Annotated in this window: 18 protein-coding genes and 1 pseudogene; 11 read left to right on the plus strand and 8 right to left on the minus strand. The window is 31.4% G+C overall.

The window, feature by feature from the left end:
* Positions 1-178: 178 nt before the first annotated feature.
* From RF683_RS07485 to RF683_RS07500, 4 genes are all read left to right on the plus strand, one after another.
* Positions 179-1,384, plus strand: coding sequence for a helix-turn-helix domain-containing protein (locus RF683_RS07485; protein ID WP_309531708.1), 1,206 nt, complete (start codon positions 179-181; stop codon positions 1,382-1,384).
* Positions 1,385-1,649: 265 nt separating this feature from the next.
* Entirely contained in the window at positions 1,650-2,246 is a 597-nt protein-coding gene (locus RF683_RS07490) for an outer membrane beta-barrel protein (RefSeq protein ID WP_309531709.1), read from the plus strand.
* 94 nt (positions 2,247-2,340) lie between these two features.
* Positions 2,341-3,114: a nucleoside triphosphate pyrophosphohydrolase gene (gene mazG, locus RF683_RS07495; protein ID WP_309531710.1), complete on the plus strand. Its 774-nt coding sequence runs from the start codon at positions 2,341-2,343 to the stop codon at positions 3,112-3,114.
* A gap of 66 nt (positions 3,115-3,180) precedes the next feature.
* The gene (locus tag RF683_RS07500; protein ID WP_309531711.1) at positions 3,181-4,275 is read left to right on the plus strand and encodes a serine hydrolase domain-containing protein; all 1,095 of its coding nucleotides are present in this window, start codon (positions 3,181-3,183) and stop codon (positions 4,273-4,275) included.
* Positions 4,276-4,286: 11 nt separating this feature from the next.
* Here RF683_RS07500 and RF683_RS07505 read toward each other — a convergent pair whose 3' ends face one another.
* Genes RF683_RS07505 through hisS form a run of 3 tightly spaced genes read right to left on the minus strand, consistent with a single transcriptional unit; the run spans position 4,287 to position 7,274 of the window.
* Positions 4,287-4,514, minus strand: coding sequence for a hypothetical protein (locus RF683_RS07505; protein ID WP_298659601.1), 228 nt, complete (start codon positions 4,512-4,514; stop codon positions 4,287-4,289).
* A 3-nt stretch (positions 4,515-4,517) separates the two neighbouring features.
* Complete coding sequence (locus RF683_RS07510; protein ID WP_309531712.1) at positions 4,518-5,876, minus strand: MATE family efflux transporter; 1,359 nt, start codon at positions 5,874-5,876, stop codon at positions 4,518-4,520.
* Positions 5,877-5,897: 21 nt separating this feature from the next.
* Complete coding sequence (gene hisS / locus RF683_RS07515; RefSeq protein WP_309531713.1) at positions 5,898-7,274, minus strand: histidine--tRNA ligase; 1,377 nt, start codon at positions 7,272-7,274, stop codon at positions 5,898-5,900.
* 201 nt (positions 7,275-7,475) lie between these two features.
* On the opposite strand from hisS, the gene RF683_RS07520 reads away from it, so the two are divergent.
* Positions 7,476-8,717, plus strand: coding sequence for an ABC transporter permease (locus RF683_RS07520; RefSeq protein WP_309531714.1), 1,242 nt, complete (start codon positions 7,476-7,478; stop codon positions 8,715-8,717).
* Positions 8,718-8,891: 174 nt separating this feature from the next.
* Here RF683_RS07520 and prmC read toward each other — a convergent pair whose 3' ends face one another.
* Both prmC and RF683_RS07530 read right to left on the minus strand, forming a co-directional pair.
* Positions 8,892-9,779 (minus strand): peptide chain release factor N(5)-glutamine methyltransferase, encoded by an 888-nt coding sequence (prmC, locus tag RF683_RS07525; RefSeq protein WP_309531715.1) that lies wholly within the window; start codon positions 9,777-9,779, stop codon positions 8,892-8,894.
* A 1-nt stretch (position 9,780) separates the two neighbouring features.
* A complete protein-coding gene (locus tag RF683_RS07530; RefSeq protein WP_309531716.1) occupies positions 9,781-10,263 on the minus strand; it encodes a GNAT family N-acetyltransferase in 483 nt (160 codons plus the stop codon).
* A gap of 36 nt (positions 10,264-10,299) precedes the next feature.
* Here RF683_RS07530 and ribD point away from each other — a divergent pair, with 36 nt between their 5' ends.
* From ribD to RF683_RS07545, 3 genes are read left to right on the plus strand one after another with little or no spacing between them, the layout of a single operon-like run.
* Positions 10,300-11,358, plus strand: a complete 1,059-nt coding sequence (gene ribD, locus RF683_RS07535) for a bifunctional diaminohydroxyphosphoribosylaminopyrimidine deaminase/5-amino-6-(5-phosphoribosylamino)uracil reductase RibD (RefSeq protein WP_309531717.1) — start codon at positions 10,300-10,302, stop codon at positions 11,356-11,358.
* Positions 11,351-11,953 (plus strand): HAD family hydrolase, encoded by a 603-nt coding sequence (locus tag RF683_RS07540; RefSeq protein WP_309531718.1) that lies wholly within the window; start codon positions 11,351-11,353, stop codon positions 11,951-11,953. Before ribD ends, RF683_RS07540 begins: the two co-directional genes overlap by 8 nt.
* A gap of 32 nt (positions 11,954-11,985) precedes the next feature.
* The gene (locus tag RF683_RS07545) at positions 11,986-12,594 is read left to right on the plus strand and encodes an IMPACT family protein (RefSeq protein ID WP_309533161.1); all 609 of its coding nucleotides are present in this window, start codon (positions 11,986-11,988) and stop codon (positions 12,592-12,594) included.
* Here the strand turns inward: RF683_RS07545 and RF683_RS07550 are convergent.
* Positions 12,589-12,990: an acyl-CoA thioesterase gene (locus RF683_RS07550; protein ID WP_309531719.1), complete on the minus strand. Its 402-nt coding sequence runs from the start codon at positions 12,988-12,990 to the stop codon at positions 12,589-12,591. The genes RF683_RS07545 and RF683_RS07550 overlap by 6 nt on opposite strands.
* A 270-nt stretch (positions 12,991-13,260) precedes the next feature.
* Between RF683_RS07550 and dnaA the strand changes: the two genes are divergently transcribed.
* The 3 genes and pseudogenes from dnaA to RF683_RS07565 all read left to right on the plus strand — a co-directional run bounded on the left by dnaA (position 13,261) and on the right by RF683_RS07565 (position 15,934).
* Positions 13,261-14,688 (plus strand): chromosomal replication initiator protein DnaA, encoded by a 1,428-nt coding sequence (dnaA, locus tag RF683_RS07555; RefSeq protein ID WP_298659583.1) that lies wholly within the window; start codon positions 13,261-13,263, stop codon positions 14,686-14,688.
* 4 nt (positions 14,689-14,692) lie between these two features.
* Positions 14,693-15,147 (plus strand): annotated as a pseudogene (locus tag RF683_RS07560) (low molecular weight protein-tyrosine-phosphatase).
* Positions 15,148-15,199: 52 nt separating this feature from the next.
* Positions 15,200-15,934, plus strand: coding sequence for an SAM-dependent methyltransferase (locus RF683_RS07565; RefSeq protein ID WP_309531720.1), 735 nt, complete (start codon positions 15,200-15,202; stop codon positions 15,932-15,934).
* On the opposite strand, the gene RF683_RS07570 is transcribed toward RF683_RS07565, so the two are convergent.
* Positions 15,931-16,563 (minus strand): peptidoglycan-binding protein LysM, encoded by a 633-nt coding sequence (locus RF683_RS07570; RefSeq protein WP_309531721.1) that lies wholly within the window; start codon positions 16,561-16,563, stop codon positions 15,931-15,933. The genes RF683_RS07565 and RF683_RS07570 overlap by 4 nt on opposite strands.
* A gap of 266 nt (positions 16,564-16,829) precedes the next feature.
* The gene (gene mltG, locus RF683_RS07575; protein ID WP_309531722.1) at positions 16,830-17,870 is read right to left on the minus strand and encodes an endolytic transglycosylase MltG; all 1,041 of its coding nucleotides are present in this window, start codon (positions 17,868-17,870) and stop codon (positions 16,830-16,832) included.
* Positions 17,871-17,872 lie beyond the last annotated feature (2 nt).

Consider the following 17,872-nt stretch of genomic DNA (forward strand, 5'->3'; position numbering starts at 1 on the left):
TTTGATTAACTAATTATTTATTTTTTAACTATAAACTGTAAAATAAAAATTAAGACACCAAGCAGCACAAAAGTGCAATAAAATCTACACTTTTGTGCGTAATTCATTGTTATAAATTTAACCTAGAATACAAAAATTTCTTAAAAAAATAGTATATTGCATCAAATTTAAATTCCCTATGATATTATTTACTGCTTTAACAACATTACTTGTAACTTTACTTTTAGCTATAAATAACTATAAGATTAATAAAAATTCATTGTATTTAGCAGGTTTTTTAATTTCATTATCAATAGGAGTGCTGCTACATTATTTTGCTGTTCAAGCAAATTCTCCATTTGCGTTAGCCATTGCATATGGCCATTTTATGCCTATTTATTATTTAACAGGACCATTATTATTTTTTTACATTAGAGGCACGCTAACCGATTCTGCAAGATTAAAGCCTTGGGATTGGTTGCATTTTATGCCTTTTATAATAGGCTTAATATCCATTTTTCCATACTATTTTGAGAGTTTTGACACAAAATTAGATATTGCAACTAAAATTATTCATGACACAAACCATCATAAAAAAGTAAATATTAGCTGGCTTTATCCAAATATTTATAATCTAGCTGTTAGACCATTTATATTATTTGGGTATTTTATAGCTTGTATTTTTAAATTGTACACTTACAATCGATCGAAGAAAAAATCAGTACGCACTAATTCGCATAAAAAAATTGTTCATAAATGGTTGTATTTAATAACTAGTATTACAGGTGTTTGTGCCTTGAGTTATGGAATTTTAACTTTTAATTTTTTAATTACAGATAGCGTATCTAAAGAAACTATTAATGGATTTGCAATGAACTATTATTCGGGAATTTCATTTAGCTTAATTCCTTTCTTACTACTCATTTTTCCCGAAGTTCTATATGGATTACCTAGTACAAAAAACAATTTGATTTCTACAGAAACCGAAACATATGATGAAATTAACAAAACTGACGAAACTTCTAACTATTCTAATGATATTGAATTAGAAGATTCGGAATTTACAATCATTGCGACAAATATATTAGATTATTTAGCTAAAGAAAAACCTTTTACAGATACTGATTTTAGCTTAGATGACCTCAGTAAAAGTTTAAATATTCCAAAACATCATTTATACTACTGCTTTAATACTGTTTTAAAAACCAAATTTACCACTATTCGTGCCATCTTGCGTGTTGAATATGCAAAAGAATGCTTATTAAATGGTGATTTAAAAAACTTATCTATGGAAGGTGTCTGGACAAAATCTGGCTTTTCATCTAAAACTAGTTTTTTTGTATCATTCAAAGAAGTAACTGGTTTAACTCCTTTAGAATTTATTAAAATTAACAACCTAAATTAATTCTTTTAAAATAACAATCTTAAAAAAATAACTACAATTATTAACAATTAGTGTAAGAATATAAATTATAATTGTTAATAAGTTAAACAATTAAAATATACAAAAAAATTCTCTTATCTATATATTTCAATCGTTTTCGGTAAATATTTAAAAATCAAAAAGTTAGATTTTTAGATTTAAAAAATTGTTAATAAATCTTATTTTTTTGTTTATAACTCAAAATATTTTATATACATTTGTCGCATAACTTTAAACTTAATTAAGTATGAAAAAAGTTTTATTATCTGCTGTAGCAGTTTTAGCGTTAACTTTAGGTAACGCACAAGAAAAAGGAAATGGTTTTTCTAAAGGCGATGTTTTTGTTTCAGGAACTTTAAAATTTAACTCTGATTCAAAAATTTCAAATTACAAAGAAGACAACTTTACATTTGCACCTTCATTAGGTTACTTTGTAACTGAAAACATTGCATTAGGTGTAAACTTAAACGTTGGGTCTGGAAGTGTACAAGCTACTTCTACCTCAGGAAAAGACAAAACAAGTACTTTTGGTGCTGGTTTAGCGGGAAGATATTACTTTACACCTTCATCTCAATTTTCAGTGTTTGCTGAATTAGGTGCTAGTATGGCTTCTGTAAAAACGACTCCTGCTGGTTCTGCTTCATCAAAAGTTAATGCTTTCGGAATTGGTTTTGCACCAGGATTTAACTACTTTATTTCTAAAAACTTTTCGTTAGAAACTAAAATTGCAGTATTAAGCTACACTTCTGCTAAAGGAGATTGGACAGGAGCTCAAAGTGGTTCAAGTTTACAATTTGGTGGAGATTGGTCTGCTGTTTCATTTGGAGTTAATTACAAATTCTAATTCCAAAATCACATAATATAGAAAAACCGCCATCGTGCGGTTTTTTTTATGTCTAAAAAATAAATTGTACCTTTAACCTACAAAATTTAAAAATATGTATTCTCGAGAAGCTCAGCTTGCTGCCTTTAATCGCTTACTAGACATCATGGACGATTTACGTGAAAAATGTCCATGGGATAAAAAACAAACACTTGAGAGTTTAAGACATTTAACCATAGAAGAAACATATGAATTAGGTGATGCAATTCTTAACAACGACAAAGTAGAAATCAAAAAAGAATTAGGTGATTTATTACTTCATATTGTTTTTTATGCTAAAATAGGTAGCGAAACTAAAGATTTTGATATTTCAGACGTTACTAATAGTATTTGCGATAAGTTAATTAACAGACACCCACATATTTATGGTGATGTTGTAGTGGCAAATGAAGAAGAAGTAAAACAAAACTGGGAAAAATTAAAATTAAAAGAAGGTAAAAAATCAGTCTTAGAAGGTGTGCCAAATAGTTTACCTGCACTAGTAAAAGCAAGTCGCATACAAGACAAAGCAAAAGGTGTTGGATTTGACTGGGAAGAAAAAAGTCAGGTTTGGGAAAAAGTGCAAGAAGAACTTACCGAATTTCATGCAGAAATAGAAAAAGGCACTGCTAAGACTATGGAAGAAGAATTTGGCGATGTATTATTTTCATTAATCAATTATGCGCGGTTTTTAAATATCAATCCTGAAGATGCTTTAGAACGTACAAACAAGAAATTTATTACCCGTTTTCAATACTTAGAAGCACAAGCAGAAAAGATGGGTAAACCCCTGTCTGAAATGACATTAGCTGAAATGGATGTGTTTTGGAATGAAGCTAAAACAATGTGATTTTATAAAATAATACAGCTTTTTAAACCTTAGCTAATTAATATTGTCTAAATAAAAAATTACAGAATGAGAATACAACTATTTTTAATATCGTTAGTATTATTAACTGCTTCTTGTAGTGAAAATGATTGTGGATGTGTTACACCTCAAGAAGAAACGATGTACTTCCCTCCTATTACTTCTGAAACAATTTGGGAAACCAAAACTCCAGAAAATATGAGTTGGAATACAACAAATCTACAAACGTTGTATACCTATTTAGAGCAAAAAAACACAAAAGGTTTTATAATACTTCACAATGGTAGAATTGTTGTCGAAAAATATTTTAACGGTCATAGCGCAGGAATGCCTTGGTATTGGGCAAGTGCTGGAAAAACACTCACTGCTTCTGTAACTGGTATTGCCGAACAAGAAGGTTTTATCAATACAAACAATAAAGTATCTGACTATATAGGTACTGGCTGGACTTCAGCACCAATAGGTAAAGAACAATTAATAACTTGCAAACATCTTTTAACTATGACGTCGGGCTTAGACGATAGTTTTAATGACAGCACAGACCCTACACTTGATGATTGTGTAAACCCAGGATGCCTTATGTACACAGCAGATGCAGGTACAAGATGGGCATATGATAACGTGTATGTAAAACTACAGCAGGTTGTAGCTAATGCAACAGGACAAAACTGGGATACCTATTTTACTGCTAAGTTGAAAAACAAAATAGGCATGAATGGTTCATGGATTCAATCTGACAACAATAGTATCTATTGGAGTACAACACGAAGTATGGCTCGATTTGGTCTTTTAGCACTTAATAAAGGAAAATGGGACGGTACTGTTGTAGTGCCTGAAAATTATATGAATCTTGCTACTTCAACGTCACAAAACATTAACCAAGCGTATGGTTATTTGTGGTGGCTGAATGGCAAAAATAGTTATCATTTACCGTCTTCTCAACTACAATTTCCGGGAAGTTTAATCCCCAATGCTCCTTCAGATTTATTTTGTGCATTAGGAAAAAATGACCAAAAAATTTATGTTGTACCAAGTAGAAAATTGGTAATTATACGAATGGGAAATGCAGCAGATACAAGTAATTTTGCATTAAGTAATTTTGACAACGAATTATGGAGTAAAATAAACGCCGTAATTAATTAACCAAAAACTAATTACTCTTCATATCTTTTCATTTCTCTATCATAGAAAGCACCCGCTTCTTCTATTAAATGTTCCATTTCTGCTTCTAACTCGGCATCATCTTCTTCCGAAATATCTTCTAAAAATTCTACAGAATCATCCTTCAAATTGATTAAAAATCTTGGAAATTCTAAATGAACAATAAATATTTCATCTGGAAAATCAGTATTATCGCCTAAAATAAATTTTGGTAGCTCCATGCTCTATAGTTTGTTTTTTAATAAATGTCTAAATCTAATATATAATAATATTGACGCCGCACCCAAGCCTGCCAATAAACCTATCCATACACCCACTGCTCCTAAATTTGTGTATTTACCTAAATAAATAGACACAGGAAAACCAATAATCCAATACGCAATAAACGTAATTACCGTTGGAATTTTGACATCCTGCATACCGCGTAATGCACCCAGCACAACTACTTGCATTCCATCAAACAATTGAAAAAAAGCAGCAACAAATATCAACTTTGAAGCAATACCTATTACTTCAGCAGTATCATTTATTGAAGCTTGTGTTTCTAAATTCACAAATAGTTTTGGAAAAAAATCATGCCCTATCATAAATAGTAATGCAAAAATCAATTCTAAAATGATAGCCATTAAAAAAATAGAATGTGCTACGGTATGTAATTTTTTATAATCCTGTAATCCTTTTTGATTAGCGACTCTAACCATTGCGGCTACACTTAATCCAATGGCAAACATAAAGGTTATTGAAGCTAAACTTAACGCTATTTGATTAGCAGCTTGACTCGTTGTACCAATCATTCCTGATAACCATATGGCGCCGGTAAACAAAGCTACTTCAAAAAACATTTGCATAGAAGAAGGTATGCCAAGTGCAATGATTTTTTTTGCCATTCTTTTTTCAAATGATTGCCAACCAAAACGTGTAAAATAGGGTTTAAACTTCTCTTTTTTTGCTAAAATATAATGCATATAAAGCACCATAAAAACACGAGCAACGAGTGTACCAATAGCAGAGCCAACTATGCCTAATTTTGGAAAACCTAATAATCCAAATACTAATAACACATTAATGACAATATTGATAACATTACCTATAATGGTGGCAAACATGGAATATTTAGTTTCACTCATACCATCTGCAAATTGTTTATACGCTTGAAAAACAACTAATGGTACTAAGGAAAAACCAACAATATCTAAAAAAGGAATCGCTAATTTTACTACATCTTCAGGCTGATTCATAAACCTTAATAAAGGTTTTGCTGCTACTAATAAAAAAAACAAGGCAAAGCCTAAAATAGTACATAATGCTAATCCATTTTGAAAAGCACTTCTACCCTTTTCAATATTTTTTTGAGAATCAAATTCGGCAACAATTGGAGTAATGGCTGTAGAAAAACCGATACCAATAGACATCCCAATAAAAACAAAACTATTACCCAAAGAAACAGCGGCTAATTCTGCTGAACCTAATTGTCCCACAAAAATATTATCCACTACACTTACGAGTGTATGTCCCACCATTCCTGCAATGACAGGTAAGGCTAAATTAAAATTATATCGAAATTCTTTGAAATATTTATTCATACACCGTAGGTTCTTAACCTATTAATTAGCCGATAGCATAGCAGTTAAAGCGGCTAATGCTACTATTTTTTGTTCGCCAGAAGCCAAGTTCTTTACTTTAAATTCACGATTTTTGAGCTCTTCGTCACCAACAAATACTACATAAGGGATGCCCTTTTTCTCCGCATATTTAAATTGCTTATCTAATTTTGAAGCATCTGGATATAATTCCACACGAACACCTGCATGCCTTAATTGCACCATACTTTGCATTGCATACAAGGCTTCTTCTTGTCCAAAATTTAAAAATAGAGCTTGTGGTTTAGTTGTAACTGCTTCTGGAAACAATCCTAAATCTTCCAACACTAAATAAATTCTATCTAGTCCAAAAGAAATACCCACACCGCTCATGTTTTTAAGACCAAAAATACCCGTCAAATCGTCATATCTTCCACCTCCCCCGATAGAACCCATAGCAACACATGCTGGTGCTGCCACTTCAAATATAGCCCCTGTATAGTAATTCAGTCCACGAGCTAGCGTTACATCTAAATCGAAATTAGCCGTTTGCAAACCTAAAGTTGACAAGGCATTACAAATAAATTGCAATTCTTCTACTCCCTTAAGACCTTCTGATGAGGCTTGAAGCAACTGCTCTAATTTGGTAATTTTTTCATTGATAGTTCCTGTAAAGCTAAATAAAGGTTGAACTTTTTCTAATGCTTGTGCAGAGATTCCTTTTTCAAGCATTTCTTTTTTTACACCTTCCTCCCCTATTTTATCTAATTTATCTAAGGCAACGGTAAAATCTATTAATTTATCCGAAGCGCCTATTACTTCAGCAATTCCCGATAATATTTTGCGGTTATTTATTTTAATGGTAACACCTTTTAAACCTAATTGCGTAAAAACAGTATCATATAATTGTATAAACTCTACTTCTTGCCATAAAGAATTTGAACCTACAACATCTGCATCGCATTGATAAAACTCTCTAAATCTTCCTTTTTGCGGACGATCGGCACGCCAAACGGGCTGAATTTGATAGCGCTTAAAGGGAAATTCTAATTCATTTTGATGCTGTACTACGTAACGCGCAAAAGGCACGGTTAAATCATAACGCAAGGCTTTTTCAGAAATTTTTGAAGTTAACTTTTTTGTGTTTTTTTCTTGTAATAATTGGGTGTCAACTTTTTCTAAATAATCTCCAGAATTTAAAATTTTGAAAATCAAACGGTCACCTTCTTCGCCATATTTTCCCATTAAGGTTTCTGAATTTTCAAACGTTGGGGTTTCAATAGGCTGAAAACCAAATTGTTCAAAATTTGATTTAATAATAGAAAAGATATAATTTCTTTTTGAAACTTCTACAGAAGAAAAATCTCTTGTGCCTTTTGGGATACTTGGTTTTTGTGCCATTTTAAATTTAGAATTTAGAATTTAGAATTCTGAAAAAACAGAAATATAAAAAATTTCTATTGTGCAAATATCGAATATATTTGGGAGTATTAAAAATCAATTCAGAGATTTAAAATTTCAGCATTTTTACTTTCTAAATTCTAAACTCTAAATTCTTACTTTATTTGTGTAACATTTCGCTGTAATTTTAGTCTTATTGTTATGGTTGGATTATTTAGAGAAAACACAAAAATTGCATTAGGTTCTATAAAAAGTCAAATTTTAAGAACTGTATTAACGATTATTATTATTGCTATAGGTATTTGGGCTTTAGTAGGTATCTTAACTGTTGTTTCGGCACTAGACAATACCCTATTAAAGAATTTTGCTTCAATGGGTTCTAATACATTTTCTATTAGTCAATATGATTTTTCTTCACAAATAAATAGAAACAAGACAGAAGAAAAAGTTAATCCAATTATTAGTTATCCACAAGCTAAAGAATTTCAGAAAAAATTTGACTTTCCATTTACCACTACTTCACTTTCATTTACAGCTGTTTCGAATGCAGAAGTAAAATATGAAAACGAAAAAACCGATCCAGAAATTTCCGTATTAGGTATTGATGAAAATTATATTCCAAATAAAGGATTAGAGCTTACAAAAGGGCGCAATTTAAACATGTTTGACGTGAGTAATTCAAATTATGTTTGTGTATTAGGTGCCAATTTTGAAGAGGGTTTATTTGAAGGTGTAAATCCTATAGACAAAACGATATCGATTAGAGGAGCAAAATTTAAAGTAATAGGACTATTAAAAGAAAAAGGAGCAACTTTTGGAAACAATCAGGATTTACGTATTATGATTCCTACACAAATTGCACGTTCTTTATTTTCTTCGCCTAACATTAATTATGATATTGATATAAAAGTAAACAATGAAGCGTTACTAGATGAAGCAGTTGATAATGCTACTTTAGCTATGCGTAGAGTACGAAAACTAAGTCCAATCAAAGAAGCTAATTTTGGTATAAAACGAAGTGACGATTTAATACAACGTATTTTAGAAAACACAAAGACATTAAGTATTGCAGCATGGGTTATAGGTGTAATTACTGTTTTTGGCTCCTCAATTGCTTTGATGAATATCATGTTAGTATCTGTTTCTGAACGAACTAGAGAAATAGGTATTCGAAAATCTTTAGGTGCTAAACGAAGTACTATAGCGTGGCAATTCTTTACCGAAACATTCGTTATTGGTCAATTAGGAGGTGTGTTAGGGATTATTTTAGGAATTATTACTGGTACATTAATTGCAATGGCTTTTGGTTTTGAATTTACAATTCCTTGGATGGCTATGTTTGCTGCATTTATTACAACCTGTGTGGTAACCATATTTTCTGGTTTGTATCCAGCTATAAAAGCATCTAAATTAGACCCAGTTGAAGCATTAAGATATGAATAATTTATAACACAAAATTTCACAAAACGAACTACCAACTTGTCACTTCGAGTAGCAAAGCGTATCGAGAAGTGAGCTTTTAGTCATCAGAATTCAATTTTCAAATCTTCAAATTTGTAAATTCGTAATTCGTAATTCGTAATTTGTAAATCCCCTTACTTTCAGAAACGTTTTATTTTAATTCTTCTCACATCGAATCATCCTATCATTTCCGTAAATATCTTTTCTTAGTTCTATGTTTTTAAATCCTAAATTACCCAGTAATTCGACGGTTTCTTTTCCTAGATACTGATTAATTTCAAAAAAAAGGAATCCACTAGGCGCTAAATTTAGCAAGGCTAATTGAGCAATTTTTCTATAAAAAAGTAAGGCATCTGAATCGTCCACAAATAAGGCTAAATGAGGTTCATAATCTACTACATTTTTCTTTATTTCAGCCTTTTCTAAATCACGAACATAAGGCGGATTAGATACGATGATGTCAAAATGAGTTGGGAGTTGGAAATTGGAAATTGGGAGTTTTGATAAATCCTCTACTTCTAATATGTTGGCTTGAATAAAATTGATTTCAACCTCATTTAATTTTGCATTTCGCTTTGCTACTTGTACTGCTTTTTCAGAAACATCAATTGCTGAAACCTTCGCTTGTGGTAAATTTGTCTTTAAAGAAATTGGAATACATCCTGTTCCCGTTCCAATGTCTAAAATGGTGATGGGTGATGGGTGATGGGTGATGGATGAATTTAAAATCCATGCTACTAATTCTTCGGTTTCAGGTCTTGGAATCAATGTGTTTTCATTTACCTCAAATCGCAAACCATAAAACCATGACTCTCCTACTATATACTGTATAGGTTTTTCCTCTTTTAACTGGTGGATAATTTTCATCCATTTTGCTAAATAGTCATTTGAAAGTTTAAAATCAGGATGCAAAGCCACATCTATCCGTTTCATTTGATGTAAATGTTCCGTAAGTATAAAAAAGAAACTTTCTATTTCTTGTTGGTCTGCATATATGGGCAGTAAAGTTTCAATAAAAGTATGTTTAAGTCTATGAAGATCCATTTTATAGTTTTTTTAGCATAAACACATCGCAACTTGTATGTCCGGTTGCTCCAAGAGGTTTATCAATATAGTCAAATCCGGATTTACTATATAATTGTTGAGCGGCTTTCATAAATGGTAACGTTTCTATATAACAATAGGTATAACCGGCTTGTTTTGCAAAACGTAAACACAGTTGTATTAACTCATAAGCGATGCCTTTTCCTCTAATTTCGGGAGCAAAATACATTTTTTGCAACTCACAAACAGTAGGATCGTTAGTATCCAACATTCCAATTCCTGCACCACCACAAATTTCTCCATCAACTTCTACCACAAAATAAACAGTCTGGGATGTTTGATATACCTCAAAAAGGCTGTCTAGTATTGGATCTGCATAAGCTGTCCCTTCTTTTGGAGCATCTAATTCATGAAAAACATTCCTAATTACCTTCGCTATAAAAGGATTATCTGAAAGTCGTATTTTTCTAATTTGGTAATTCATAGTATAAATAAAGTGTAAAAATACTAAATTTGCTCTATGAATACCCATGAATTTTACATGAATCGTTGCCTACAATTGGCTAAAAATGGATTAGGAACAACCTATCCCAATCCTCTTGTAGGTAGTGTTATTGTGCATGAGGGTAAAATAATTGGTGAAGGATGGCACAGAAAATCAGGCGAACCTCATGCAGAAGTTGTTGCTATTCAATCTGTTAAAGACAAAACACTTTTGAAAGAAGCAACCCTATATGTCAATTTAGAACCTTGTAGCCACTTTGGCAAAACACCTCCTTGTTGTGATTTAATTTTACAACATGACATTCCAAATGTAGTCATTGGCACGATAGATTCGCACTCAAAAGTAGCTGGAAAAGGGATTCACAAACTAAAACAGCAAGGAAAAAATGTGATAGTAGGTGTTTTAGAAGACACATGTTTAGCACTCAACAAGCGCTTTTTTACCTATCATACTAAAAATAGGCCTTATATTATATTAAAATGGGCAGAAACAAAAGATGGATTTATAGCTCCCATAATGCCAGAACTTACTGAACACAATCAATTACAACCCATTTGGATTACGAATGTCTTTTCACGGCAACTTGTACACAAATGGCGTAGTGAAGAAGAGGCAATTTTAGTAGGCACAAAGACTGTACTTACAGACAATCCTCATTTAAATACTAGAGATTGGGCAGGTAAAAATCCGATTCGACTTGTATTTGATAAATCGGGTAAAATAAATCCAAATTTTAATGTTAAAGACAATAAACATACTACAATAATTTTTACAGAACAAGAAAATTATAAAAATTCAGATCATACTAATTATGAAAATGTTATATTTGATAAAAATCTCATTTTCAATATTTTAAAAATTGCATTTGAGAAAAACATATCCTCTATATTGGTAGAAGGTGGTCGTGAAACACTACAATCTTTTATAGATATAGATTTATGGGATGAAATTCGAATGTTTACAGGTAATGAAAAATTTGGTAGCGGGATAAAAGCACCTGTGTTTAATGGAAAACCAATATTTGAACAAACCCTAAACGGAGATCAACTTAAAATTTTCTGTAATTATGATTGATGCAATTATTTTTGATTTTGGTAATGTGTTTATCAATTTAGACGCAAATGCTCCATTAGAAGCCTTAAAAAAATTAGGTGTAACGGATTGGAATGAAGAACTTGATTACTTGAATAAGTCTTACGAAACGGGCAAAATTGATGAATTAACATTTATGCAAGGTATTCAAAAACAATTACCTCAAGCAGAATTAGTAGAAATTAGAGAAGCATGGAACAGTATTCTACTAGATTTTCCCTTATACCGGTTAGAATTTTTACAAATGCTAACGTCAAAATATAAATTATATTTATTAAGCAATACAGACGCTACTCATATTGAAAAGTTTGAACACAAAGTCGGACAATCTTTTGCAAGAGAATTTTATAGTTGTTTTGAAAAAGTTTATTTTTCATTTGAATTTGGTTTTAGAAAGCCAGAGGCTAAAGCCTTTCAATTTGTACTAAACAATCATAACCTAACACCTAAAAAAACATTATTTATTGACGACAAACTTGAAAATATCAAAGCTGCTGAAGAACTTGGCATACAAACTTGGCATCTTCAAGTAGGTCAAGAAGATGTTGTTGATTTATTCCAAAAAAACATTCTATAAGACGATTAATAAAAACTAAAGCCTTGAATTCTATTAATATAAAAGACACCTACAAAACAATAGCAGCATCTGTTTCTGAAATTTTATTTAAAGAAAAAAATAGTAAATTCATTGGATATGCTTTTCCTATACACCATGAAGAAGAGGTAAAAACATACATTGAAACTTTAAAAAAAGAACATTTTTCTGCAAGACATTGGTGCTATGCGTATCAAATTGGAACAGAACAACTAAAATTTAGAGCCAATGATGACGGGGAACCTAATAACAGTGCCGGCATGCCTATTTATGGCCAAATTCAATCCTTTGAAGTTACAAACACATTAGTTGTAGTTGTGCGCTACTTTGGAGGTGTAAAATTGGGTGTAGGAGGTTTAATTTCTGCTTACAAAACATGTGCGCAACTTACCTTAGCCGCTGCCGAAATTGTAGAAAAAACAATTGATCAGCATTTTATTCTTACTTTTGACTATAAAAACATGAATAAAGTTATGCGCATTATTAAAGAAAAGAATCTTACTATTGTTAATCAAAAAATGGAATTAAACTGTCAAATTGAAATTGCAACACGAAAAAAATATGCAGAAGAAATTTTTGATTTACTTACAAACACATTTGAAATCAAAATAGACCGTTTATAAATTCTTTAATTTATCTGTAACATAATGAGGGGGCAATGTGGGTTTGCCAGTTTTTTTATCCACAAAAACCAACATTGAATATCCTGTAGTTAACAAAACACCTGCTTCATTATAAATTTCATAATCAAACTCAATTTTTACTGAGGTTTGACATTTAAAAATAGTTTTCACTGTTAATAAGTCGTCATAATAGGCGGGTTTTTTATAATTCATTTGCAAGGAGACAACAGGTAACATGACACCATTTTCTTCCATCCATTTATAAGAAACACCAAGACTTCTTAACCACTCTACCCTTCCCATTTCAAAATATTGTGCATAATTACCATGATACACGACTCCCATTTGATCTGTTTCAGCATATCTAACTCTAACTTGAAATTGATAATCTTTCATCTACGAATTACTTTTTTTTAATTTTATTAATGATTTGACAAACAACTATTTAAAAAATTGAATATTCAATAATGTATTTGTGTTAACAAATTTTAACAGCTAAATGAATACAACTTTTTTTTTTAAAAATCAAGTGCTATTTAATTTTTTTTTACAAAAAATTGTTCACATATTTGCACTCCAACTCGGAAACAAAGGTTAAAGATTTTTTAGCTACGTTTTCACCCCCTAGAATTCAGAATTACAAACTATAAAAAAATTATTAACATTATGAATAAAGCGACCGCTGTATGGAATAATTGCCTCTCATTTATTAAAGACAATATTCAAGATCAAGCTTACAAAACTTGGTTTGAACCTATTGTAGCAATTAACCTTACCGAGGACAATGCTTTACACATTCAAGTGCCTAGTAAATTTTTTTACGAATGGTTGGAAGAACATTATGTGACCATTTTAAAAACAGCATTAACTAAAGAACTTGGAAACCAGGCAAAGTTAGTGTACAAAATTAGAATGGAAAACACTTATGGCAATAAACTTCCATTTACCGAGCAAATTCCTAGTACACATCGCTCTTCAGTTAAGACACAAGAAATAGATGTGCCTATTAGCAATAAAAATCCTGAATTAAAAAATCCTTTTATCATTCCTGGAATTAGAAATGTAAAAATTGAGTCGCAATTAAATGCTAATTACAGTTTTGATAATTTTTTAGAAGGAGACTCTAACCGATTAGCAAGAAGTGCAGGCATGGCCGTTGCTAACAAACCAGGTGGAACATCATTTAATCCTTTATTGATTTTTGGCGGTGTAGGTCTTGGAAAAACCCATTTAGCGCATGCTATTGGTGTTGAAATTAAAGATAAATATCCTGAAAAAACAGTGTTATATATTTCTGCCGAAATATTTACACAACAATATATTGAAGCTGTTAAAAAGAATACTCGAAATGATTTTATTCATTTCTATCATTTGATAGATGTATTAATTATTGACGATGTACAATTTTTATCAGGTAAAGCAGGTACGCAAGACGTGTTTTTCCACATATTCAACCATTTACACCAAAATGGCAAACAAGTAATTCTTACCTCTGATAAAGCGCCAGTTGATATGCAAGACATTGAACAACGTTTATTGTCTCGATTTAAATGGGGATTATCTGCAGAATTACACCAGCCAGATTATGAAACACGTATTTCTATCTTAAAAAATATTTTATATAGAGATGGTGTCGAAATGCCTGATGAAATTGTAGAATATGTTGCTAAACACATTAAAACAAACGTTAGAGAATTAGAAGGTGCTATAATATCACTTATTGCACAATCTTCATTCAATAAACGTGAAGTTACTTTAGAATTAGCAAAACAAGTTGTAGAGAAATTTGTTAAGAATATCAAACGTGAAATTTCTATTGATTACATTCAAAAAGTTGTTTCCGATTATTTCCAAATAGACACAGAAACGTTAAAATCAAAAACGAGAAAACGTCATATTGTTCAAGCTAGACAATTAGCCATGTTTTTTGCAAAAAAATTCACAAAATCTTCATTAGCTAATATCGGCAACGTAATTGGAGATAGAGATCATGCTACTGTACTTCACGCTTGTAAAACAGTAGACAACCTTGTCGCTACTGACAAACAATTTAGAAAATTCGTAGAAGACATTAACAAGAAGTTAAGCGCTTAAACGTATGCCAAAAAAGGTTTTAATGGTTTGTTTAGGTAATATTTGCCGATCTCCTTTAGCCGAAGGCATTTTACAGTCTAAAATTTCTAAGGATTTATGTATCGTAGATAGTGCTGGTACAGCAAATTACCACGTTGGTGAAGCTCCAGACTACCGTTCTATAGCTGCAGCAAAAAACATGGTGTCTTTATCCACAACCAAAAATGTCGTCAATTACACCCTAATGACTTCGAAATTTTTGATTACATCTATGTAATGGACAAAAGCAATTATGCTAACGTATTAAAGTTAGCTCCAAATGAAGTTGCTAAACAAAAAGTACATTTAATTTTAAACGAACTTTATCCGAATCAAAATTTAGAAGTTCCCGATCCTTACTATGGAGATATAAAAGGTTTTGAAAACGTGTATCAATTACTTGATGAGGCTTGCACAAAAGTTGCAGAAAAACTGAAATGAATTAAAAATTCATCACTTTTTTACTAATTTTACACCCTAAAACAACAAAATTATGTCTGCCACATCTTATGGAAAATTATACCTAATTCCTTGTACCTTATCTAACCCAGGCGAACTTACAGTAGACCCAAACGATGTACTGCCACAAACAATAGCAAGATGTATTGCCTTACTGGACGACTTTATTGTTGAAAATGAAAAAACCGCACGTCGTTTCATCAAATCTATTTTACCTGAAAAATCACAACCTTCTCTAAGATTATCGGTATTAAACAAACATACTGATATACAAGACCATAAAACAATGATTGCCCCTTTATTAGAAGGTAAACACGTAGGTATTATTAGTGAGGCAGGTTGCCCTGGAATTGCAGACCCTGGAGCTGTCATTGTAAAATTGGCTCACGAAAAAGGCATACAAGTTGTGCCGCTAGTAGGGCCAAGCTCTATTCTTCTCGCACTTATGGGTAGTGGATTAAACGGACAAAGTTTTGCTTTTAATGGATATTTACCTATTGACAAAAATGAAAAGAAAGTAGTTTTACGAAATTTAGAAAAACGGTCTTTTGAAAAAAATCAAGCACAACTTTTCATGGAAACGCCTTATAGAAACACTAAATTTTTAGAAGATTTACTACAAGTGCTACATCCGCAAACATATTTATGCATTGCTTGCGATATTACACTTCCTACAGAATTTATTAAAACAAAAACCATTCAAGAATGGAAAAAAAATAAGGTCGATTTACAAAACCGACCTTGTATTTTTATTGTACAAAAAAATTAAATTTTTGCAAATCTATTAGGCTCTATAACTGTGGTATCAAACCCTTTAAAACGCCTTAAATACGTTTTAATTGATGTTCCAAAACCATCCCTAAAACCATTTTTTCCGTTACTTCGTAAAAAAGTTTTAACAGAACCCGCACCACCTAAATGGGCTGCAGCTAATAATCCTGACTCAGTGATTTCAACACCTTTAATGGTTTTACCCGCATACTTTTTGATTTCTTTTCTTAATTCCCATTTATTAATACTCAACAAAGCATCAAATGCTCTTTCTTGTATTTCTGGGTTATTTAAAAAATGTTTGAAATCATGAACTCCTACGTTACGAAGGGTTTTTCTACCAAACTGGTATTTACCCATGTAACCATACGCATTAACTAAACCATACAATCCTGCAGATTCTTTTGCAGCTAATGCCTGTTTGAACCCTGTAAATGTTTTTCCCACATAAGGTGCTACCACATTCATTTTTAAGGATTCTTCTTTTGAAGGTACGTGATACTTAAAAATTTCATTTTCAGAAATATGAAAATTTTTAATTGTTGCTGAATCAAAAGCTCTAAAACTAGAACTTATAATTACTAATAACGCAATTGTAACTCCAAAAACAATAATGTCTTTTCTCATTTAATTGATTTTCTCAAATGGGCTTTCTAAAATAAGAATGCGTAAAAAATTGTTCTTTTAAAACGTGTAAAAAAGCAATTTTCCATTTGAATTAACGAGGCAAATATACATATTTTTTTTTAATAATATTGAAAATCAACACTTTAACATATTCTTAATGTCATTTATAACTTCCAAAACCATTGTAAAAAAAGAAGTTAAATTAAATTTAACATAAAAAAAACACCTCAATTTATGAAGTGTTTTTAATCTATATTAACATAATATTATCTTTTATATCCTTGTTTAGATACCCAATCTGCATATTTTTTAGCAATCACCAAATGCTCGTCATAGGTAGTAGCAAATTCATGATAACCAAATTTTTGTACACTAGCACAGAAATACATATAGTTGTGTTTTTCTGCATTAAGTACCGCATCTAGTGCGCTTACATCTGGCATAAATATAGGACCTGGAGGCAAACCCGTAACACGATAGGTATTGTACGGTGAAACAACTCTTGTATCAGCATTAACTACGCGTTTTATAACTAAACTCCAGTCGTTTTGTACTAATTTTTGTGCATATATTACAGTTGGATCAGCTTGTAAGGGCATATTTTGATTTAATCTATTCAAATAAACACCAGCAACTCTAGGTCGCTCATCTGCTTTAGCTGTTTCTTTATGAACAATAGATGCCAAAATATACACCTGAGCAGGTGTCAAATTTAATGCTTTTGCTTTCTCTAACCTTGAATCATTCCAAAATCGATGAAATTCTTTTGAAAATTTTTCAGCCAATTCTTCTGCTGTTACATCCCAATAAAACTCGTAGGTATTTGGAATAAAAAATGTCAATACCGTCTCTTTTGTCAAGCCATGATCTGCTAAAAACTTTTCATTCTCAAATACAGCTTTTAATTGTTCTTCACTTGGCTCAACTTGTGAAGCTATTCTTTTATACAAATCTTTTATGCGTTCTTGATTATTGAACGCTAATTTAACCGGAACAGGTAATCGCAAAGTCCTTACAATACTAAAACTACTCATCCCTTTTTTTAATAAAAACTTACCTGCTTTCACATTTGTACTGTAGCCTCTCTTTGCAGCCACCCAATCAATTTTTTGTTGATTATCTACATAAGGTGCAAGGATTTTTTTTACAGCTTCATAATCTGAATTTGTAGGAACATAAACAAATACCTCATCTTGTTCAAATTTTGTATTCGACGTAAAGGCCTTATTTACTACATAACTACCAGCAATAATAACAACAACCGTAAAGGCAATAAAAATTTTTGTAAGTAACTTTTTCTTTTCCAAAA

This window comes from Flavobacterium sp. 20NA77.7 (assembly GCF_031326205.1).
Classification (GTDB): Bacteria; Bacteroidota; Bacteroidia; order Flavobacteriales; family Flavobacteriaceae; genus Flavobacterium; species Flavobacterium nakdongensis.